Origin of the sequence: Sphingobium sp., assembly GCF_032153725.1 — a bacterium.
Lineage (GTDB): Bacteria > Pseudomonadota > Alphaproteobacteria > Sphingomonadales > Sphingomonadaceae > Sphingobium.
In genome coordinates, this window is sequence record NZ_JALDYQ010000093.1 from 1 (window position 1) to 15,759 (window position 15,759).

Here is a 15,759-nt window from a genome sequence, read left to right on the forward strand (position 1 = left end):
GCTTCCAACAGTGGCGGCAGTGTCTGGGTGAAAGCGTAGGGCGGATTGACGATATAGAGGCCCGCGCCGTTATAGATTCCGGGTTGCTCGCTATCGTATAGCCAATGCTCCACCAGTAGTAATTTCGGGATGCCGAGCTTGCGTAACTGCTGCTTCCACCGCCAATGCGTGGCGCTGTCTTTCAGCGGATACCAGATCACCGTCACGCCATGCGCCCATTTGCGGTAAGCGGCGGCGAGGGTGGCGGTGATGCGCGCGCGTTCGTCCGGCTGCTCGTAGGGCGGGTCGACCACCACCACGCCGCGCGCGGTGCGGGGCGGCAGCATAGCCAGCCAAAGTTCGTAGGCGTCGCGTTGATGCACGGCCGCGCTGGTATCCCGTATCACGCCGCGCAGGGCGTAAGCGTCTTTCGGGTGCTTTTCGTTGAGGATCAGGAAATCCTGCGGGCGCAAAAGCTGGGCCAGAAACCGCGGTGAGCCGGGGTAAAAGTGCGGTTCGTCACCTACATTCACCGCCTGCACGGCGGCGCGGTAGTCGTCCAGCAAGGGGTTCGGGTCGGCAAAAGCCCGCAGCACGCCCTGCGTGGCTTCGCCGGTGCGTTGGGCTTCGTCGCCGCCAAGGTCGTACAGCCCGCAGCCGGCATGGGTATCGATCAGGGTCAGCGGGCCCGGCTTGTGCTGCAAAGCCCGCACCAGGGCGATCAGCAGGCTGTGCTTTACGACATCGGCGCTATTGCCAGCATGGAAGGAATGGCGATAATTCATTGTGGTTCAAAATCCTGACGGCCTGCCTTTAGACGAGCTGCCGGACCTTCTGCAAAGCGAAGTTATGGCCGAGCCGGTATTGTTGGGCGTACAAGCCGAGCGCGAGGCGATTGAAGCAATCAATCCGGTGCTCGCATAAGGGCGGGCGGAGACGACCCATGTCGGTCACTCAGCGCCCCATTTTCGATCCTTAGGTGCAGACCGTCCGGTTATCGGCTGCTGTCGACCAGATCCCGCTCTTCGCCGACCAAAGCGTAAACCGCCGCACCTGTCGGAACTGCCGTTCGCCTACCCCTGAGCAGTCGGACGCACCACGATGTCGCCGACGTCCACGTCAGCAGGCTGGGCTATGGCGAACTCCACAGCGTTCGCTATCGCGTCCGGGTCGAGTGCCACCGTTTCCATTCCGCGCGCGACCTGGTCGCGCAGCGTCGGATCGGGAATGCTGTTGCCAAATTCCGAGCGCACATAGCCTGGGGAAATGCCGGTGACGCGCAGCTCTGACCCGGCTTCCTGGCGCAGCCCTTCCAGCAGCGTGCGCACGGCGTTTTTCGTAGCGGCGTAGACCGCCTGGCCGGGCACGATCCGGAGGCCCGCCGTTGAGATGATGGTCACGAACTGCCCGGCCTTCTGGCGCCGGAAGACTGGCAGGGCGGCGGCGATGCCGTAGAGGACGCCGCGGAAGTTGATGTCGATCATCGCGTCCCAATCGTCCAGCTGCAATTCGTCGAGCTTGGAAATCGGTCCGATACCGGCGTTGGAGACCAGCACGTCGAGGCGGCCGAACTCACTGCAGGCTAGGTCCACCAGCGACTGCATTGAGGCGCGGTTTCGTACATCCATCTGGCGAAAAACGGCGCTTCCACCGGCTGCCTCAATCTCGCGCTGAAGGGCTTCAAGTTGTTCAGTACGGCGCGCACCAAGCACCAGCTTTGCCCCGTGGGCGGCCAGTCGCAAGGCGGTCGCGCGTCCAATCCCGCTGCTCGCCCCCGTGATGGCAATCACCTTGCTTTCTATGTTTTCCATTGCCGGTCTCCATTTCGCATGGCGCAAAGATATTGCCGGCGACCCGGCGTATCTATATCGTTCAATCCGTATTCTTATTGAGATCGTCCGGAAACATGGCCGATGCCCTGACCTCAATTTTCGGCCTGCTCGATCTGCGCAGCGCACGCTGCACACGGCTCGAAGCAGCGGGCGCATGGTCCTTGCGGTTTCCCGAAAAGCTGGCGTTGAAATTCGCGGCTGTGATCCAGGGTGAATGCTGGATGCTACATCCCGACCATCCGCCCATGCAGATGATGCGAGGCGATGTGTTCCTACTGTCACAGACTCCCGCCTATGTTCTGGCGAGCGATCCAGACCTTCCTCCCGAAGACGGCACCAAGGTGATCGACTGGGAAGGTTCTGACGTTGGCCGCTACGGCGGGGCAGACACGGTGCTGCTGGGCGGGAGTTTCCAGGTAAATCCGCTGCACGAACGCCTGCTGACCGAGGCCTTACCGCATCTGATGATCCTGCCTCGGGACGCGCCGGCAGCATCGACGCTTAGCCGGACCCTGGAGATCATGGAAGGCGAGTTCCGTGAGATCCGGATGGGATCGGACCTGATCCGGCGCCATCTCGCTGATATGCTGCTCGTGCAGATGCTACGCGCCTTTGCCGATCGCGACGTGCAGGGCATGGATCGGCGGCGGCCGGATCGGAGCTGGATCGGCGCACTGACCGATCCACGTCTCGGCGCGGCGCTTGACCGCATCCATGCTGAACCCGGGCGAAGCTGGACAGTGAAGGCGCTCTCCGAGGTCGCCGGCATGTCGCGGACATCCTTCGCAGAAGCCTTCCATGTCGCGATCGGGCAGACCCCGATCGACTACGTTACCCGGTGGCGGATGCAAGTCGGTGCAGATCTGATTCATCAAGGTTTGGGCATCGCTGATGTCGCCGCAATGCTCGGCTATGCATCGCAAAGTGCATTCGGAACCGCATTCAAGCGCATCAAAGGTTGCTCTCCGAAAGCCGCTTCAAGACAACAGACGCCCTCGTTCGAACTGTCAGCAGAAAGCTTTTGAAAAGCCGTTCCTGGCTAAGTTTCACTTCCGGTCTTTCAGGCATTGATTCGAGCCTATAAATGAAATGGCGGTATCGGGGAGCCGATTGGGATCGTTGACGAGAGTTGTGTTGGCGGCTGCGGCGGCGACGAATTTGCAGCCCAAGCGTGAAACCCGCCCAATCCTTTTTGAGTTTTGATGAACCGCGACCGAGCCATGTTTCCGGGTCAGGTACCAGCATAATGGCCGCTCTCGATGTCGGCGAGCAGACCCGGCTCGGACGGATGCCAGCCAAGTGCAGCACGGGTCCAATCGCTCGATGCCGGGGTGTCGGAGGTGGCCAGCGACGTGAACCAGTCGAAATGGGCGCCGGCTTTCTCCGGCGACAGACCCTTCACGGGCAGGTCGAGATTGCGCCCCAGCGCAATCGCGATATCCCGGAACATCACGGCGGATTCGCTGACGGCGTGATAGCACGCGTCGCCTTCGCCATTTTCCACGGCAAGACGGAAAAGGCGCGCCGCATCGCGTCGATGCACCGCGCACCAGCGGTTCAGCCCATCGCCGACATAGGCCGAACGGCCGTGCTGGCGCGCGAAGGATGCAACGAACGAGACAAAGCCATGATCGCCAGCCCCATGGACCGAAGGCGACAGACGGATGATCGCCACTTTCGCTCCCCGTTCGGCCGCACGTACAGCGGCATGTTCGCTCGCCGTGCGGGGGTGGACGCCGGCGCCCGATGGTGCCGGGGTCGCTTCGGTCGAGACCACGCCCCCGGGCAATATCGCCGTGCCAGATGCGACCAGCAGCAGCCCGTCACGCCCGGTCAGCGCTGCACCAAGGGTTTCAATTACCTGAGCGTCCTCTTGGCAGCTCTCGGCGAATCTCGAAAAGTCGTGGTTGAAACCCTGGTGGATCGTTGCATCCGTCGCGAACGCGCCGGCGCGCAGACTCTCCAGATCCCCAAGGTCGCCGCGATGAGCCTCAGCCCCCGCTGCAGTCAGCGTTGCTGCCGATCTCGCCGAACGAGCGAGGCCGAGAACTTTGTGTCCCGCCGCAAGCAGTTCCTCAACGACGGCAGCACCGACAAACCCGGTCGCGCCGGTCACGAAAACACGCATTGTGTGCTCCTATTGTTGGGCCAGTGTCGGCCATGAATAGCGCGATGATCTACGCGGCAAGTCGGGCCGCCGCCTCGCGCGCCTTGGCTACCCGACTGTCGGCGAGCGGAGCGATGCGCGCCTTATACGCCGCCAAAATGGCAGTCGGCGCCAATTCGGGCCGACCGGCATCGAAAGGCGGAGCGGGCGCATATTCCATGCCGAGCTGGATCGTCTGGGCCGCCTCCGGACCGGCGATCTCCGCCAGCACCGTAAGGGCAAAGTCGATGCCGGCGGTAACACCACCGCCGGTGATGATGTTTCCGTCGCGCACCACGCGGCCCTCATCCGGGATTGCGCCGAACAGGGGCAGCAGATGCCGCATGGACCAATGGCAGGCCGCGCGCTTGCCTTGCAGCAATCCCGCTGCGCCCAGGATCAGCGAACCGGTACACACCGAGGTGATGAATCGCGCGCCTGTGGCCAGCCGGCGGATATCAGAGATGAACGGCTCATCCTGCGCCCAATCCAGCGTGTGGAGCCCGCCCGGCACGCAGATGAGGTCGCAGTCCGGCACATCGGCCAACGGGACGGTTCCCGCAAAAACCAGGCCGTCGGCTGGCACCTCTCCGCCAGCCGGGCTGGCGACGGTGATCTCGACACCAGGCAAGCGCGAGAAGAATTGATGCGGACCGGTGAAGTCGAGGTGGGTCATACCGGGGTAAATGGCGAAGACGATGCGAAAAGGGGGCTGGGTCATGCAGGTTCTCCTGTACTCCTCTTGTGCCTTACGGAGCCGATTGACGAAATGACAATGATCCCTCATTTTAAGACATGACCCGATCGATCGGCATTGTCCTCTATCCGAACTTTCAGATCCTCGACGCCACCGGGCCAATCGCCGCGTTCGAGATTGCCAGCCGCTTCGCCGATCACGCTTATGACCTGGCGATGCTCTCAGCCTCCGGCGGACTGATCGCATCCTCGTCCGGCGTCGCCCTCGCCACTACGGCGTTCGCAGAGGCCAGCCCGCTGGACACGATCGTGGTTGTGGGCGGCCATGGCAGCCGCCAGGCAATGCACTGCCCGGAGGTCATCGCCTTTTTGCGGGCGCGAGCGGACTCGCGCCGGATCTGCGGCGTCTGTTCCGGCGCCTTTGTGCTTGCCGCCGCAGGCTTTCTCGACGGCCGCCGCGCGGCCACGCATTGGCGCCGTGCGGAGGATCTTGCCGAACGGTTCCCCCGGATAGCGGTCGAGCCTGATGCCATCCATGTGCGCGACGGTTCCGTCTGGACATCGGCCGGGATCACCGCTGGCATTGATCTTACTCTTGCCCTGATCGCAGAGGATGCAGGCGAGCCTTTGGCCCGGCGCGTAGCTCAGGAAATGGTGGTTTATTACCGGCGGCCGGGTGGCCAGTCGCAGTTTTCCGCCTTGCTGGAGATGGGTGGTGGCGAGGGCCGCTTCGCCGAGCTGCTCAGTTGGATGCGTACCCATCTGGCCGAGCGTCTGACCGTAGAGGCGCTGGCCGACCAGGCGGCAATGAGTCCGCGCCATTTCTCGCGCGCCTTCACGCGATCGGTCGGCATGAGCCCGGCCCGCGCCGTCGAGCGCCTGCGATTGGAAGCCGCGCGCGAGCGGGTCGAACATTCCGCCGAGCCGATCGAGGCGATAGCCGGAACAACCGGTTTCCACGATCCCGAACGCATGCGTCGCGCCTTTTTGCGCGCCTACGGACAGCCACCGCAGGCCATGCGGCGGATCCGTTCGCTGTTATAGCGAGGAGCCGGAACGACAAGATTTTCATGCGTCCTGCGCGCGCAAGGGCTCCTTGGATAACCAGGAGAGAACCAACTGTGCTTCGATTTCACTATGGCCCATGGGGTTTGATTGATACCTTCGCCCGCGAGATTGCCGGCAATCGTTGCTTTTCGGTCTAAATGAATGGACGACTGGTTTTGGGATGCAGGTTTGAGCCCGGAAACGACAGCTTAGTTGGCGAGTCCAACGGGTGATGATCCTCAGACATCGATGGCGGCTCTTGACCAAGAGCTGCCTCCACCGCAGCTTCCAGGAACGTCAGGAAAGTCCCAGCATCCGGCAGTCCGTCTCAATCAAAACCGACCCTTATAAGACGTCCGGCGTTCTGAATTCGATCTCCAGCAGCAGACGTTCAGCTTCTTCGCAGCCGTCACAAAACCGGCCAGTTAACGCTGTCCTCAGCCTCCAACGTCAAAGCCGCCGGGTCGCCTCCCACCTGCCTTGCCGAAGACGGCAGGGCCTCCGCCATGATTGCGCGAATTGCTGGCGGAGTTGTGCCAATCATTAAGAGTAACAAATTCAATCCTCAGTTCTTCACAACGACGTTTGCCTTGACATTAAAGACGGGATTCCGGTCTCGAAAATGTTTCCCGGGATCGGCTTTTCCGCTTAGCGCAGGTCGATCGTCACCTTGCCGATCCGGCCGCCCCGGTAATGATAGCCCAACGGCGCGTTCTTCGGATAGGCCGCTACCGGAGAACCCATGTCGACCCCGACGTTGAAGGTTTCATCGATGGTGAAGAAACTTGGGGGAGTCATAGGCAATGTGTCCGTCGCCACCTGCTTGCCGCCGACTATCAGCTTCAGTGTCCCGCCCTTGGCATAACCCGGCCCGTCATAATCGAAGTCGACCCTCAGCTTGACCGAACCCGGCGCGAGAGGTTGCCCGACCAGATTGGCGGTCTTCACGTTGAACGCGCGATAGGTGAAGACTGGACGATGCTGGGGATCGATATAGAGCGACCAGCCAGCCCCCGCGCCGCCGACCGCCGCAATGACGCCCTGCGATGCATTGCCGACATCGACGTCGGACGATAGCGACCAGGATCGGTTCAGCATCTTGGGCAGCGCCTTTTCGGCAACGCCCACCGTCCCTTCATAATAGGTGGCGCTTTTGACGCCCCCCGAAGGGTCAGGCAGGCTCTTATCGTCCAATATCATGCCAGAGAGCGGCAGCACCTGATTAGCGGCGGCCTCCTTCATGAAAAGCGCCTTCATCTCCTCCAGCCGGGCCGGATATTTGGCGGCAAGATCGGTCGCCTGCGAATAGTCGGACCGCAGATCATATAATTCCCACTTATCCTCCTCCATCGGCCGGTCCTTCCTAGTGATGACCTGCCAGGGCAGGCGACCGTGGAAAGCCGACGCCATCCAGCCGTCATGATAGATCGCGCGGTTGCCCATCACCTCGAAATATTGCGTGGTATGCCGTTCGGGCGCCTTGGCATTATCGAAGCTGTAGACCAGGCTGGTGCCGTTCATCGGTTTTTGCGCTATGCCGTTGACCTCCTTAGGTTCTGGGATGCCGGCCGCTTCCAATATGGTCGGCGCTATGTCGTTCACATGGGAGAACTGACTGCGCAGCCCACCGGGATTGTGGATGCGCTTCGGCCAGCTGATGACCATGCCATTGCGCGTGCCGCCCAGATGGGAGGCGACGGTCTTCGTCCACTGGAACGGCGCGTCCAACCCCCAGGCCCAGCCCGCATTGTAATGGGCATAAAGTTCGGCTGACCCGATTTTGTCCATGGCCGCCAGCTTCTGCGCGTCGCTTTCCTTCGCCCCCTGCATGACGCCCATATAGTTCAGGCTGCCGCCAAGCCCGCCTTCCGCGCTCGCCCCATTGTCGCCGACGATATAGACGAACATCGTGTTGTCATATTGGCCGCTGTCCTTCAGCGACTGGACAAGGCGGCCGATCTGCTCATCGGTATGCGCCAGGAAGCCCGCATAGGCCTCCATCAGGCGGGATGCCACCTTCTTCTGGTCGGGCGTCAGGCTGTCCCAAGCGGGCATTTCCGCGGGCCGGGGCGTCAGCTTGGTATTGGCGGGGATCACGCCCAGCCGCTGCTGCCGCGCGAAGATCTCCTCCCGCAGCTTGTCCCATCCCTGATCGAACTTGCCGCGATAGCGGGCGACATATTCCTCCGGCACCTGGATGGGGGCATGGGTCGCCCCCGTCGCCAGATAGAGAAAGAAGGGCTTATCAGGCGCCGTCGACTTTTGCGCGCGCATCCACTGGATGGAGTGGTCGACCAGATCCTCGGTCAGATGATAATGGTCGCCCGCCGGACGCAGGACGGGCGTGGTGCCATCATACAGCGTGGGTTCGAACTGGTCAGTCTCACCGCCCTGGAAACCGTAGAATTTCTCGAACCCCTCACCCGTGGGCCAGCGGTCGAACGGGCCGCTTTGCGACACTTCCCAATCCGGTGTCTGGTGCCATTTGCCGAAGGCAGCGGTGCTGTAGCCCTTCTGGCGCAGGATTTCGGCAATAGTAGCCGTATCCTTGGTATGGAAACCGGAATAACCCGGCCGCGAATCCGCCGTGTTCATCACCGCGCCGATGCCGGTCACATGAGGATTGCGCCCGGTAAGCAGGGACGACCGCGTGGGCGAGCAGATCGCCGTGGTATGGAAGCGGTTATAGCGCAAACCCTGCGACGCCAGTTGATCCAGCGTGGGCGTGACCGTCGGGCCACCGAAGATGTCCGTCGCGCCGAAGCCGACATCGTCCAACAGCACGAGCACCACATTGGGTGCGCCGGCTGGAGCCTTGCGCTGCAAGGCTTCCTGCGGCGAACGAACAAGGGACGTTTGTGCGATGCCTAGGGAATTGGCCTCGAGTCCTATGGCCAATGCCAAGGCGCCGACGGAAATACACTTTGCCTTGCTGAACTTCATGATCGTTTACAGTCCTTCGGCTGCATGCCTGTTTTCGGGAAGGTGCCACGAAAAAAAGCGCTCCCCGGAGCGAAACATTCGAACTGTGCTCCGAGGAACGATCCTGCAAGTTATTGGGAGAGTGTTCTGCAAGGATTTGATATGCGACCCAAAAATCGTCTTGCTCACCATTTAAACGGGCATCTGTGCGTTCGCCTGCTCCATCACTGTGCTCCTTCGGCGTCGAGCGCCGGATAGTCGGTGTAACCGGCGCGGCCAGGCGTATAGAGCGTGGCGGGATCGAAGCCTGCCAGTTCAGCCCCGCTCCTGAACCGCTCCACCAGATCGGGGTTGCCGATGAAAGGACGGCCGAACGAAATCGCGTCCGCGACATGACGCACGACGAGATCGCCGCCACGCTCCTGCGTCATGCCTTCATTCAGGATCAGCGGCCCGCGCCAGTGCCGGATCGCGAGATCGAGACTGGACAACTGCGGATTTTCGACATCGATCAGATGGAGGTAAGACAAGCCCAGCGGTGAAAGAGCATCGAGCAGGGAGCCATAGGTATCGGCAGGATCCTCATCCCAGATATCGTTGAACGGATTGCCGGGACAGATACGGAAGCCGACGCACCCTGCACCAGCCACGCCCGTCATCGCCTCGATCGCCTCCACCACGAAACGAATGCGATTGGCGGCTGCGCCACCATAGGCATCGGTTCTGTGGTTAGAGCCGGACGAGAGGAATTGTGCGGGTAGATAGCCGCTCGTGCAATGCAGTTCGACACCATCGAAACCCGCCGTAAGCGCGTTGCGCGTTGCTTGCGCGAACTCCTCGATCACCCCAGGAATTTCGGAGAGCGTCAGCGCATGCGGTTCATCGAATGGCGCCATGCCCGTTTCAGTGACGATCTCGCCCCTTGCCTGGATTGCTGACGGCGCGATCGACCGCGTGCCCGGCGCTTTGTTGAGATGGCTGCCGATCCGCCCGCAGTGCATGATCTGGAGCACGATACGGCCACCCTGCGCATGCACGGCATCGGTCACCCTGCGCCATCCAGCAATCTGCGCCTCGCTGTGGATACCGGGCGTGCGCATATAGCCCTTGCCATTAGCGCTAGGCTGAGTGCCCTCAGTAATGATCAGCCCGGCCGAAGCTCGCTGCCGGTAATATTCGATCATCAAATCGGTGGGCACATCCCCATCGCCGGCCCGGCTCCGGGTCATCGGTGCCATGACGATGCGGTTGGCGAGCGTCAGATCGCCCAGGATCACGGAATCAAAAAGTGCTGTCATGGTCATGCCACCAAATTGGGCCAAGGCGCTTCGGCGGTGCCGCGCGTGACCACCTTGCCGTTGACACGTTTACGAAACTCTTCGGCGCGCGCGCGGGGATTAAAGAACTGCTTGTACCAGATGCGGACCTTGCCAAAGGGACCGTCGCCCAGCACCGCCATCGGATTGAGGCAGGCACGCTTATGCCCCCAAATCTCCACATCCTGTGACAGCGCTGCGCAGCTCGCTTGCTGATAGGGACGCACCGCCGCGATCGTTTCCGGGCTCGCCACCGCTTCGGTCGATTTTACGGTCAGCCCGTGCCACAGCTTCACGCGGCCTTCCTCGACCGGCGTATGACAGAACAGCATGATCGAGGGGTGCTCACCCGCCATCCATGACTGGAGAATAGCCGGCCCTGTATAGGAGGTGTCGTTGATCATATATTCGCCCGCATGTCCCGCAAGCGTGCGATGGCCGGCGCGCAAATGCTGCCAGACGACATGATCCTCGAAAACATTCTCGAAGAGCTGGATCTCGATGCTGCCGTGGATCGGCTCCAGATGCGTCTTGTCGCCGATATTATCCACGATTTCCATCGGATGGCAGGGTAGTTCGCCAAGTTGGTCGATGGTCCAGTTGACCCATTGCGGATCATCCCATTCCGCAAAGGCCGGCAGGTCATATTCGGGTTCGCCGCCTTCGCTATCATACCAGACGAACACGCAACCGGCGCGCTCGATAACGGGCCAAGTCTGGATACAAGCCGCCTTGGGGATGGGAGCGGGCGAATAGGGAATATCGTCGCATTTGCCATCGGGGCCAAAACGCCAGCCATGATAGGGACAACGAATGGAATCGCCCTCGATCTGCACCCCATCCCGCACGATATAGGAAGTGCTGCTGTGCGCGAGATGCGTACCCATATGCGGGCAATAGGCGTCCATCAGCATGACCCGGCCACTCTCGCCACGGTAGAGCACCATGTCCTGGCCGAAATAGCGCACGGCAAGCGGCGCGCCTTTGAGCTCGTCCGAGGCTGCGACCATGAACCAGCCGCGCGGATAGGCGAATTCGCCCAAGCCATAGTCCGCTGTTTTCGCCATTTTCTCTTCCTTTTCGCGTGCAGAACCGTGGCCGCGCGCCGCGGAACGCGCGGGCAATCGGCTCTAGAATTTGACGCTGACATCCACGCCATAGGTCCGGGGCGCACCGAAGATGGCGCTCGGGACACCGGCAGGGAAATAGGTCGCATAGTAATTTTCGTTGGTCAGATTGCGGCCCCAGATCCCGATCTTGAAGTCATCCAGGCCCGGAATATCGGACAGGCCAATCCGTGCGCCGAGCAGCCCGTTCGACTTGACGACGTAGCGGGGGTCGTTCGCAATCGCGATAAAATGGTCCTGCCAGGCATAGTTCACGTTCACGTCGAACTTACCGATGGGCGTTTCCGGCGAGGCATAATCAGCCCCCAGCGTAAAGCTGTTCTTGGGCGCGTTGGTAAAATGGAAGCCGCTGGTCACGTCATTGCCGTTGAAGTCGATCACCTTCTTATATTTCGGATCGACATAGCCATAGGAGGCCGACAGGGTCATACCTTCGAAGACGCGCGCCGAGAGATCGACCTCCACGCCGGGAATCTTCGCCTTGCCCGCGTTAAGGACGTCATTGACGCGGGGATTGACCGGATCGAGGACGTTGAGCTGGATGTCCTTATAGTCGTTATAGAAGGCGGCGACATTCAATCGAACGCGCCGGTCGAGGAATTCGGACTTGAGGCCGAGTTCATAGGACACCAGCGTTTCCGGACCAAAGCCGCGTGCAAAGGTCAGCGCCGAGGAGGCAGCGGGATTGAACCCGCCCGTCTTGTAGCCCTTGGAAATCTTGGCGTAGACATTGACGTCGCGATTGATGTCGAACGCAATGGTTCCGGTGGGGCTGAAATCATCAAAGCTCCGGCGGCCGCGATTGTTGATCGCCACAACCCCGGGCGCCGCCCCAACGAAATTGGTCTTGATCAGCGTCGCATCGCGCTTGTCCTTCGACCAGCGCGCGCCAACGGTGATGTGCAGCCGGTCGTCCAGGATCGGTGGCGTATAGGTGGCCTGGCCGAAGGCGGCATAAGCGCTGTTCTTGAAATTCACAGCACTGGTCGAACGCCCGCCGGGCGTGGTCGAAAGATTGAAGCCGTCGCCATTTTCCGTGAAATAGTAGAGACCGGCCACATATTTGAGCCGCTTGTCGAAGGCAGTGCCGATCAATTGCAGTTCCTGCGTGAACTGTTCCTGATTGACGGTGTCGCTGACCGTGAAGAACGGAAAGGGTCCGGCCACTCCGCTATGATAATCCTGATATTCAAAAGAATTGAGCCTGCGATAGCCGGTGATCGACTTGACGGTCAGATCGTCGGACACGTCCCAGGAAACCGTCAGATTATGCCCCTGTACCTGCGTATCGTTGGGCCGGAAGTTGCGAACCGCCGCATTGCTTTGCCGCGCGCGCTTCGCTTCGACCGAAAATGACGGAATGAACTGAATAAAGGGCGAGCTGTCGTCGATCCATGCGGAGTCATAAGTATAGCGTAGTTCCAGATTGTCCGTCGCTTTCCACAGCGCGGCAGCACGAACCGCTTGACGATCGACATCCCCAAAGCGGGGTTCACCCGTTCCCAGATTTTTGACAAATCCGTCCTGCTTGTTCCTCAGGTAAGAGATCTGGAACGCCGCCCGATCGCCAAAGGCAAGATTGACGATGGTGCGGGCACGGAAAGCATCGAAATTGCCGATACCGATGTCCTGCTTGACCCAGGTTTCGTCCAGTTCCGGCGGTTTGGTGATGAAGCTGATCGCGCCGCCGGTAGCATTGCGTCCGTAAAGGGTTCCCTGCGGTCCGCGCAGCACTTCAATCCGTTCCAGCTCAGCCAGATCGGTTCCCAATCCCTGGGTACGCCCGACATAGACGCCATCGACATAGATGGCATTGGGGGAATCGCGTGTCGCGACATTGGACAGCTCACCAACACCGCGGATGATCGGTCTCACTGAAACCGCGCTGTTGGGATGCGGCGAAAGCTGAAGATTGGGCACGCCCGCGGCAATATCCGTGAGCGATGTGATGCGCTTGGACTCCAGGGCCGCGCTGTCGAGCGCTGCAATGGAGATCGGCGTGTCCTGCAAGGATTCCGACCGCTTTTGCGCCGTGACAATGATTTCTTGAAGACCCTGATCGTCCTTTGGTGCTTCCTGTGCAAAAGCATTCGGCGCAATCGCCGCGGACGCCAGCAATAATATCGTATATTTCATAACACTCCCCTCCTCTTTTGTTGATCAGAACCAGTGGAACCGCCGGTACAAGCCGTTCCGTTTACGCTCCAATTGTTCACGTCTCCCTGCAGCCGAGATCGTCTTGATGGTCTTGGGCAACTGCGCCTTGAGGTTGGCATGATCGACGAGCGTGCACTCGATCTCCGGAGCGGTCTTGGCGAACATCCAGCGGCGCCCCATGAAACCTTCCAAATGTCCTGACGGATCGAGCCAATTGGGCAGGCCAGGATCTTCATGCGCGACGATCGCAATCAGTTCGCCGTCGTCTTCAAGCACGCCTGTATGGCAATTTATGCCGGTATGCCGGTAGCGGTAGTCATTGGTTTCCCACCAGGGATTGGTGAACTCGATGTTCCAATATTCGCATTCGGGAGGTCTGACCCGCAGGATCAGCGCCTTGCCTTTGGGGACGTTCCAATAGCAGCAAGAAGGATCGCCGCCCGGAGTCGCGTTGACCTTATTGCCGGTGATCTTCCGCCAGCGCACAAACTGATTCGGGGTCTTGCGGAACAGGTCCATCATGTCCTGCCAAAACCGAATTGTGTTCTCTATCCACCCAGCCGTCTCTTCCAGAGCCGTCATGATCCGCTCGGCAGACATGGGGGGCGGGGAAGCCGTAGGTCCGAGCCGCTCTATCCGTGCCACCATCGGCCGCTCATTCTCCCAGTCCGCGAAGAATTGCCGGATGTTGAGGCGAAACACTTCTGGCGTCAGCTTCAACCAGTTGCCGGGATGTTCGCGTGCGCTGAGTATCACCTCGAAACTACCGTCGGATCCGACCGTCATGTCTCGCCCGAACAGCGCGCTGCCCATGCCACCCCCAAAGGGTGATGATCCGCGATTCACCGTGGTCAGCGATAGATGCTTCGCCGTGCCACGGTCTCCATGAAGTCGATACTCCTGCGAGCCGTCGAGGGCGGCTAGCAGATATAGCGCATCAGAATTGTCGCCGCCCTGTTTTCGTGTTGGATCGAACAAATGGAACAGTTCAGGATTCATCGGATCGGCATTGTGCAGATTGAGCGACAGGCCGAGCGCAATGTTGTTGAAGATATGGAGCAAGCCTGCCGCCCGCGCATCGGCGTAGCGCGCCGTGCTCCGTTGAAAGGCCAGTTCAGCGGCCCGACCGATGCGCTCCAGCATGGCGTTGAAAGCCCGGAGCATCTGCGCGTCGTCGTCAAGTTCAGCGGCATTCGCTGCGGGAACGGCCGCTTGCAGCATCGCCAACATCCCCAATGTGCCGCCACTGCCCAACAGATGACGGCGGGACAGTCGGGGGAGCATTTCTTCTTCGCTGATCGCCATAGCCTACAGCCTTTCCTTTCGATCGCGGCGGCCAAGGCCGCGATGCCTCTCCTGTCCCCTTTAGCTACCAATTAAGTTACTTACTCGCAAGTCAGAAAATGAGGTGCGTTCGCCACATTGCAAGAATCGTCCATATGCCTCGGCCAGTGTTGAAGAATTTTACCAGCAAGCAAGTCAATTGACAGGATCGGGCTTCGCATGCGATGGCTCGGGCTTTGATGATGACGGGAACAGGGTTCGTGCAGGCACAAAAGCTCAGCAAGGGCGAGCAGACCAGGCAGAACATCCTGACGGCCGCGGAAAAGAGCTTTGCCGAACTGGGCTATGACGCGGCGAAGCTCGAGTCGGTTGCTGATGCCGTCGGTATCAAGCGCGCCGCGATCTTCTACTATTTCCGCAACAAGCAGGAATTGTTCGAGGATCTCACCCGCGATATCCACGTCAGCCTGATTGAGCAGACGCGGCTGCGGCTGGCGGATGCCACCGACCCCTGGGAGCAGTTAATGCTTCTGGTGGAGGCATGGCTTGACTTTATGGTGGCACGTCCGACCGCCGCGCGGCTTATCTTGCGCGCCTGTGCCGATGCAGCGCATTCGGATAATTATCCCGCCAATTATTCAAGCAATGCACTCTCGTTGCTCAGGGGGATCATTCGCGATGGAATCGCGAGCGGCCGGTTCGCGGACGTGCATTCCATGTATCTCGTCAACTTGCTGAGCGGCAGCATCCTCCATTATGTCTGCAATCCCGATCAGTTGGGCGACGACCATCCCTATCGACCCGACGATCCGGCAGAACTGGCCGCTTTCAAGGGAATCTTACGTAAGACTGCCCGCACGGTACTGAATGTAAGTTGACCGCTACATCTCTGCCCGGTTGTACCGACCCCAACAAGCCGTTCAGCAGTCAGATTTGCATCCTCCACAGCGGACGCTCCGCTTATTTGAAACGTGAACCGCCCGGCGATGCAGGGACGGTTCAAGCCCTTCCAGATAGAGGCCGCTGAGAGGACCGGTGACAGGTTCCATACTGGTCGCTCGACGACCCGGCGATCTGGGATGACCTGGTGCTAGCCAGTGCCGGGCGGCCTTCCGTCGCGTCTCGTTCCGCATTCACAAAGTAATGTTGCACGATCGACCGGCGTGCCGTTAAATAGGACCATGCGGCTATGGGCGTGACTAGCGCGTAGACTCATTACGCGTTGCACCAGAGGCGAACGCAGATGAGCTTGA

The 15,759-nt window shown here is 60.4% G+C and carries 13 protein-coding genes; 4 read left to right on the forward strand and 9 right to left on the reverse strand.

Annotated elements, in window-relative coordinates; genetic code table 11:
• Positions 1-764: 23S rRNA (adenine(2030)-N(6))-methyltransferase RlmJ (locus RUH75_RS21025; protein ID WP_313809148.1), on the reverse strand; the 764-nt coding region annotated here is incomplete at its 3' end.
• A gap of 1 nt (position 765) precedes the next feature.
• Between RUH75_RS21025 and RUH75_RS21030 the strand changes: the two genes are divergently transcribed.
• Positions 766-903 (forward strand): hypothetical protein, encoded by a 138-nt coding sequence (locus tag RUH75_RS21030; RefSeq protein ID WP_313809149.1) that lies wholly within the window; start codon positions 766-768, stop codon positions 901-903.
• 149 nt (positions 904-1,052) lie between these two features.
• Here the strand turns inward: RUH75_RS21030 and RUH75_RS21035 are convergent, their stop codons facing one another.
• On the reverse strand, positions 1,053-1,790 hold the full coding sequence (locus RUH75_RS21035) for an SDR family oxidoreductase (protein WP_313809150.1): 738 nt from the start codon (positions 1,788-1,790) through the stop codon (positions 1,053-1,055).
• Between the two features lie 95 nt (positions 1,791-1,885).
• On the opposite strand from RUH75_RS21035, the gene RUH75_RS21040 reads away from it, so the two are divergent.
• Positions 1,886-2,836: an AraC family transcriptional regulator gene (locus tag RUH75_RS21040; RefSeq protein ID WP_313809151.1), complete on the forward strand. Its 951-nt coding sequence runs from the start codon at positions 1,886-1,888 to the stop codon at positions 2,834-2,836.
• A gap of 206 nt (positions 2,837-3,042) precedes the next feature.
• On the opposite strand, the gene RUH75_RS21045 is transcribed toward RUH75_RS21040, so the two are convergent.
• The gene (locus RUH75_RS21045; protein WP_313809152.1) at positions 3,043-3,939 is read right to left on the reverse strand and encodes an SDR family oxidoreductase; all 897 of its coding nucleotides are present in this window, start codon (positions 3,937-3,939) and stop codon (positions 3,043-3,045) included.
• 49 nt (positions 3,940-3,988) lie between these two features.
• Positions 3,989-4,678, reverse strand: coding sequence for a DJ-1/PfpI family protein (locus RUH75_RS21050; RefSeq protein WP_313809153.1), 690 nt, complete (start codon positions 4,676-4,678; stop codon positions 3,989-3,991).
• Positions 4,679-4,752: 74 nt separating this feature from the next.
• On the opposite strand from RUH75_RS21050, the gene RUH75_RS21055 reads away from it, so the two are divergent.
• A complete protein-coding gene (locus RUH75_RS21055) occupies positions 4,753-5,697 on the forward strand; it encodes a GlxA family transcriptional regulator (RefSeq protein ID WP_313809154.1) in 945 nt (314 codons plus the stop codon).
• A 651-nt stretch (positions 5,698-6,348) separates the two neighbouring features.
• Here the strand turns inward: RUH75_RS21055 and RUH75_RS21060 are convergent.
• From RUH75_RS21060 to RUH75_RS21080, 5 genes are all read right to left on the reverse strand, one after another.
• Positions 6,349-8,526 (reverse strand): arylsulfatase, encoded by a 2,178-nt coding sequence (locus tag RUH75_RS21060; RefSeq protein WP_313809155.1) that lies wholly within the window; start codon positions 8,524-8,526, stop codon positions 6,349-6,351.
• Positions 8,527-8,846: 320 nt separating this feature from the next.
• Positions 8,847-9,926, reverse strand: a complete 1,080-nt coding sequence (locus RUH75_RS21065) for an alkene reductase (RefSeq protein WP_313809156.1) — start codon at positions 9,924-9,926, stop codon at positions 8,847-8,849.
• Positions 9,923-11,005, reverse strand: coding sequence for a Rieske 2Fe-2S domain-containing protein (locus RUH75_RS21070; RefSeq protein ID WP_313809157.1), 1,083 nt, complete (start codon positions 11,003-11,005; stop codon positions 9,923-9,925). The genes RUH75_RS21065 and RUH75_RS21070 overlap by 4 nt, the downstream gene beginning before the upstream one ends.
• A 63-nt stretch (positions 11,006-11,068) precedes the next feature.
• Positions 11,069-13,201 carry a TonB-dependent receptor gene (locus tag RUH75_RS21075; RefSeq protein ID WP_313809158.1) on the reverse strand — a complete coding sequence of 711 codons (2,133 nt, stop codon included), beginning with the start codon at positions 13,199-13,201 and terminating at the stop codon, positions 11,069-11,071.
• Between the two features lie 24 nt (positions 13,202-13,225).
• A complete protein-coding gene (locus tag RUH75_RS21080; protein ID WP_313809159.1) occupies positions 13,226-14,527 on the reverse strand; it encodes a DUF1214 domain-containing protein in 1,302 nt (433 codons plus the stop codon).
• Between the two features lie 218 nt (positions 14,528-14,745).
• On the opposite strand from RUH75_RS21080, the gene RUH75_RS21085 reads away from it, so the two are divergent.
• Complete coding sequence (locus tag RUH75_RS21085; RefSeq protein WP_313809160.1) at positions 14,746-15,384, forward strand: TetR/AcrR family transcriptional regulator; 639 nt, start codon at positions 14,746-14,748, stop codon at positions 15,382-15,384.
• Positions 15,385-15,759 lie beyond the last annotated feature (375 nt).

Bases quoted from the DNA above. Each gene is read 5' to 3' on its own strand.
- RUH75_RS21085 (WP_313809160.1), top strand. From the start codon at position 14,746: ATGATGACGGGAACAGGGTTCGTGCAGGCACAAAAGCTCAGCAAGGGC.
- RUH75_RS21055 (WP_313809154.1), top strand. From the start codon at position 4,753: ATGACCCGATCGATCGGCATTGTCCTCTATCCGAACTTTCAGATCCTC.
- RUH75_RS21080 (WP_313809159.1), bottom strand. From the start codon at position 14,527: ATGGCGATCAGCGAAGAAGAAATGCTCCCCCGACTGTCCCGCCGTCAT.
- RUH75_RS21035 (WP_313809150.1), bottom strand. From the start codon at position 1,790: ATGGAAAACATAGAAAGCAAGGTGATTGCCATCACGGGGGCGAGCAGC.
- RUH75_RS21050 (WP_313809153.1), bottom strand. From the start codon at position 4,678: ATGACCCAGCCCCCTTTTCGCATCGTCTTCGCCATTTACCCCGGTATG.
- RUH75_RS21040 (WP_313809151.1), top strand. From the start codon at position 1,886: ATGGCCGATGCCCTGACCTCAATTTTCGGCCTGCTCGATCTGCGCAGC.
- RUH75_RS21045 (WP_313809152.1), bottom strand. From the start codon at position 3,939: ATGCGTGTTTTCGTGACCGGCGCGACCGGGTTTGTCGGTGCTGCCGTC.
- RUH75_RS21065 (WP_313809156.1), bottom strand. From the start codon at position 9,926: ATGACCATGACAGCACTTTTTGATTCCGTGATCCTGGGCGATCTGACG.
- RUH75_RS21075 (WP_313809158.1), bottom strand. From the start codon at position 13,201: ATGAAATATACGATATTATTGCTGGCGTCCGCGGCGATTGCGCCGAAT.
- RUH75_RS21070 (WP_313809157.1), bottom strand. From the start codon at position 11,005: ATGGCGAAAACAGCGGACTATGGCTTGGGCGAATTCGCCTATCCGCGC.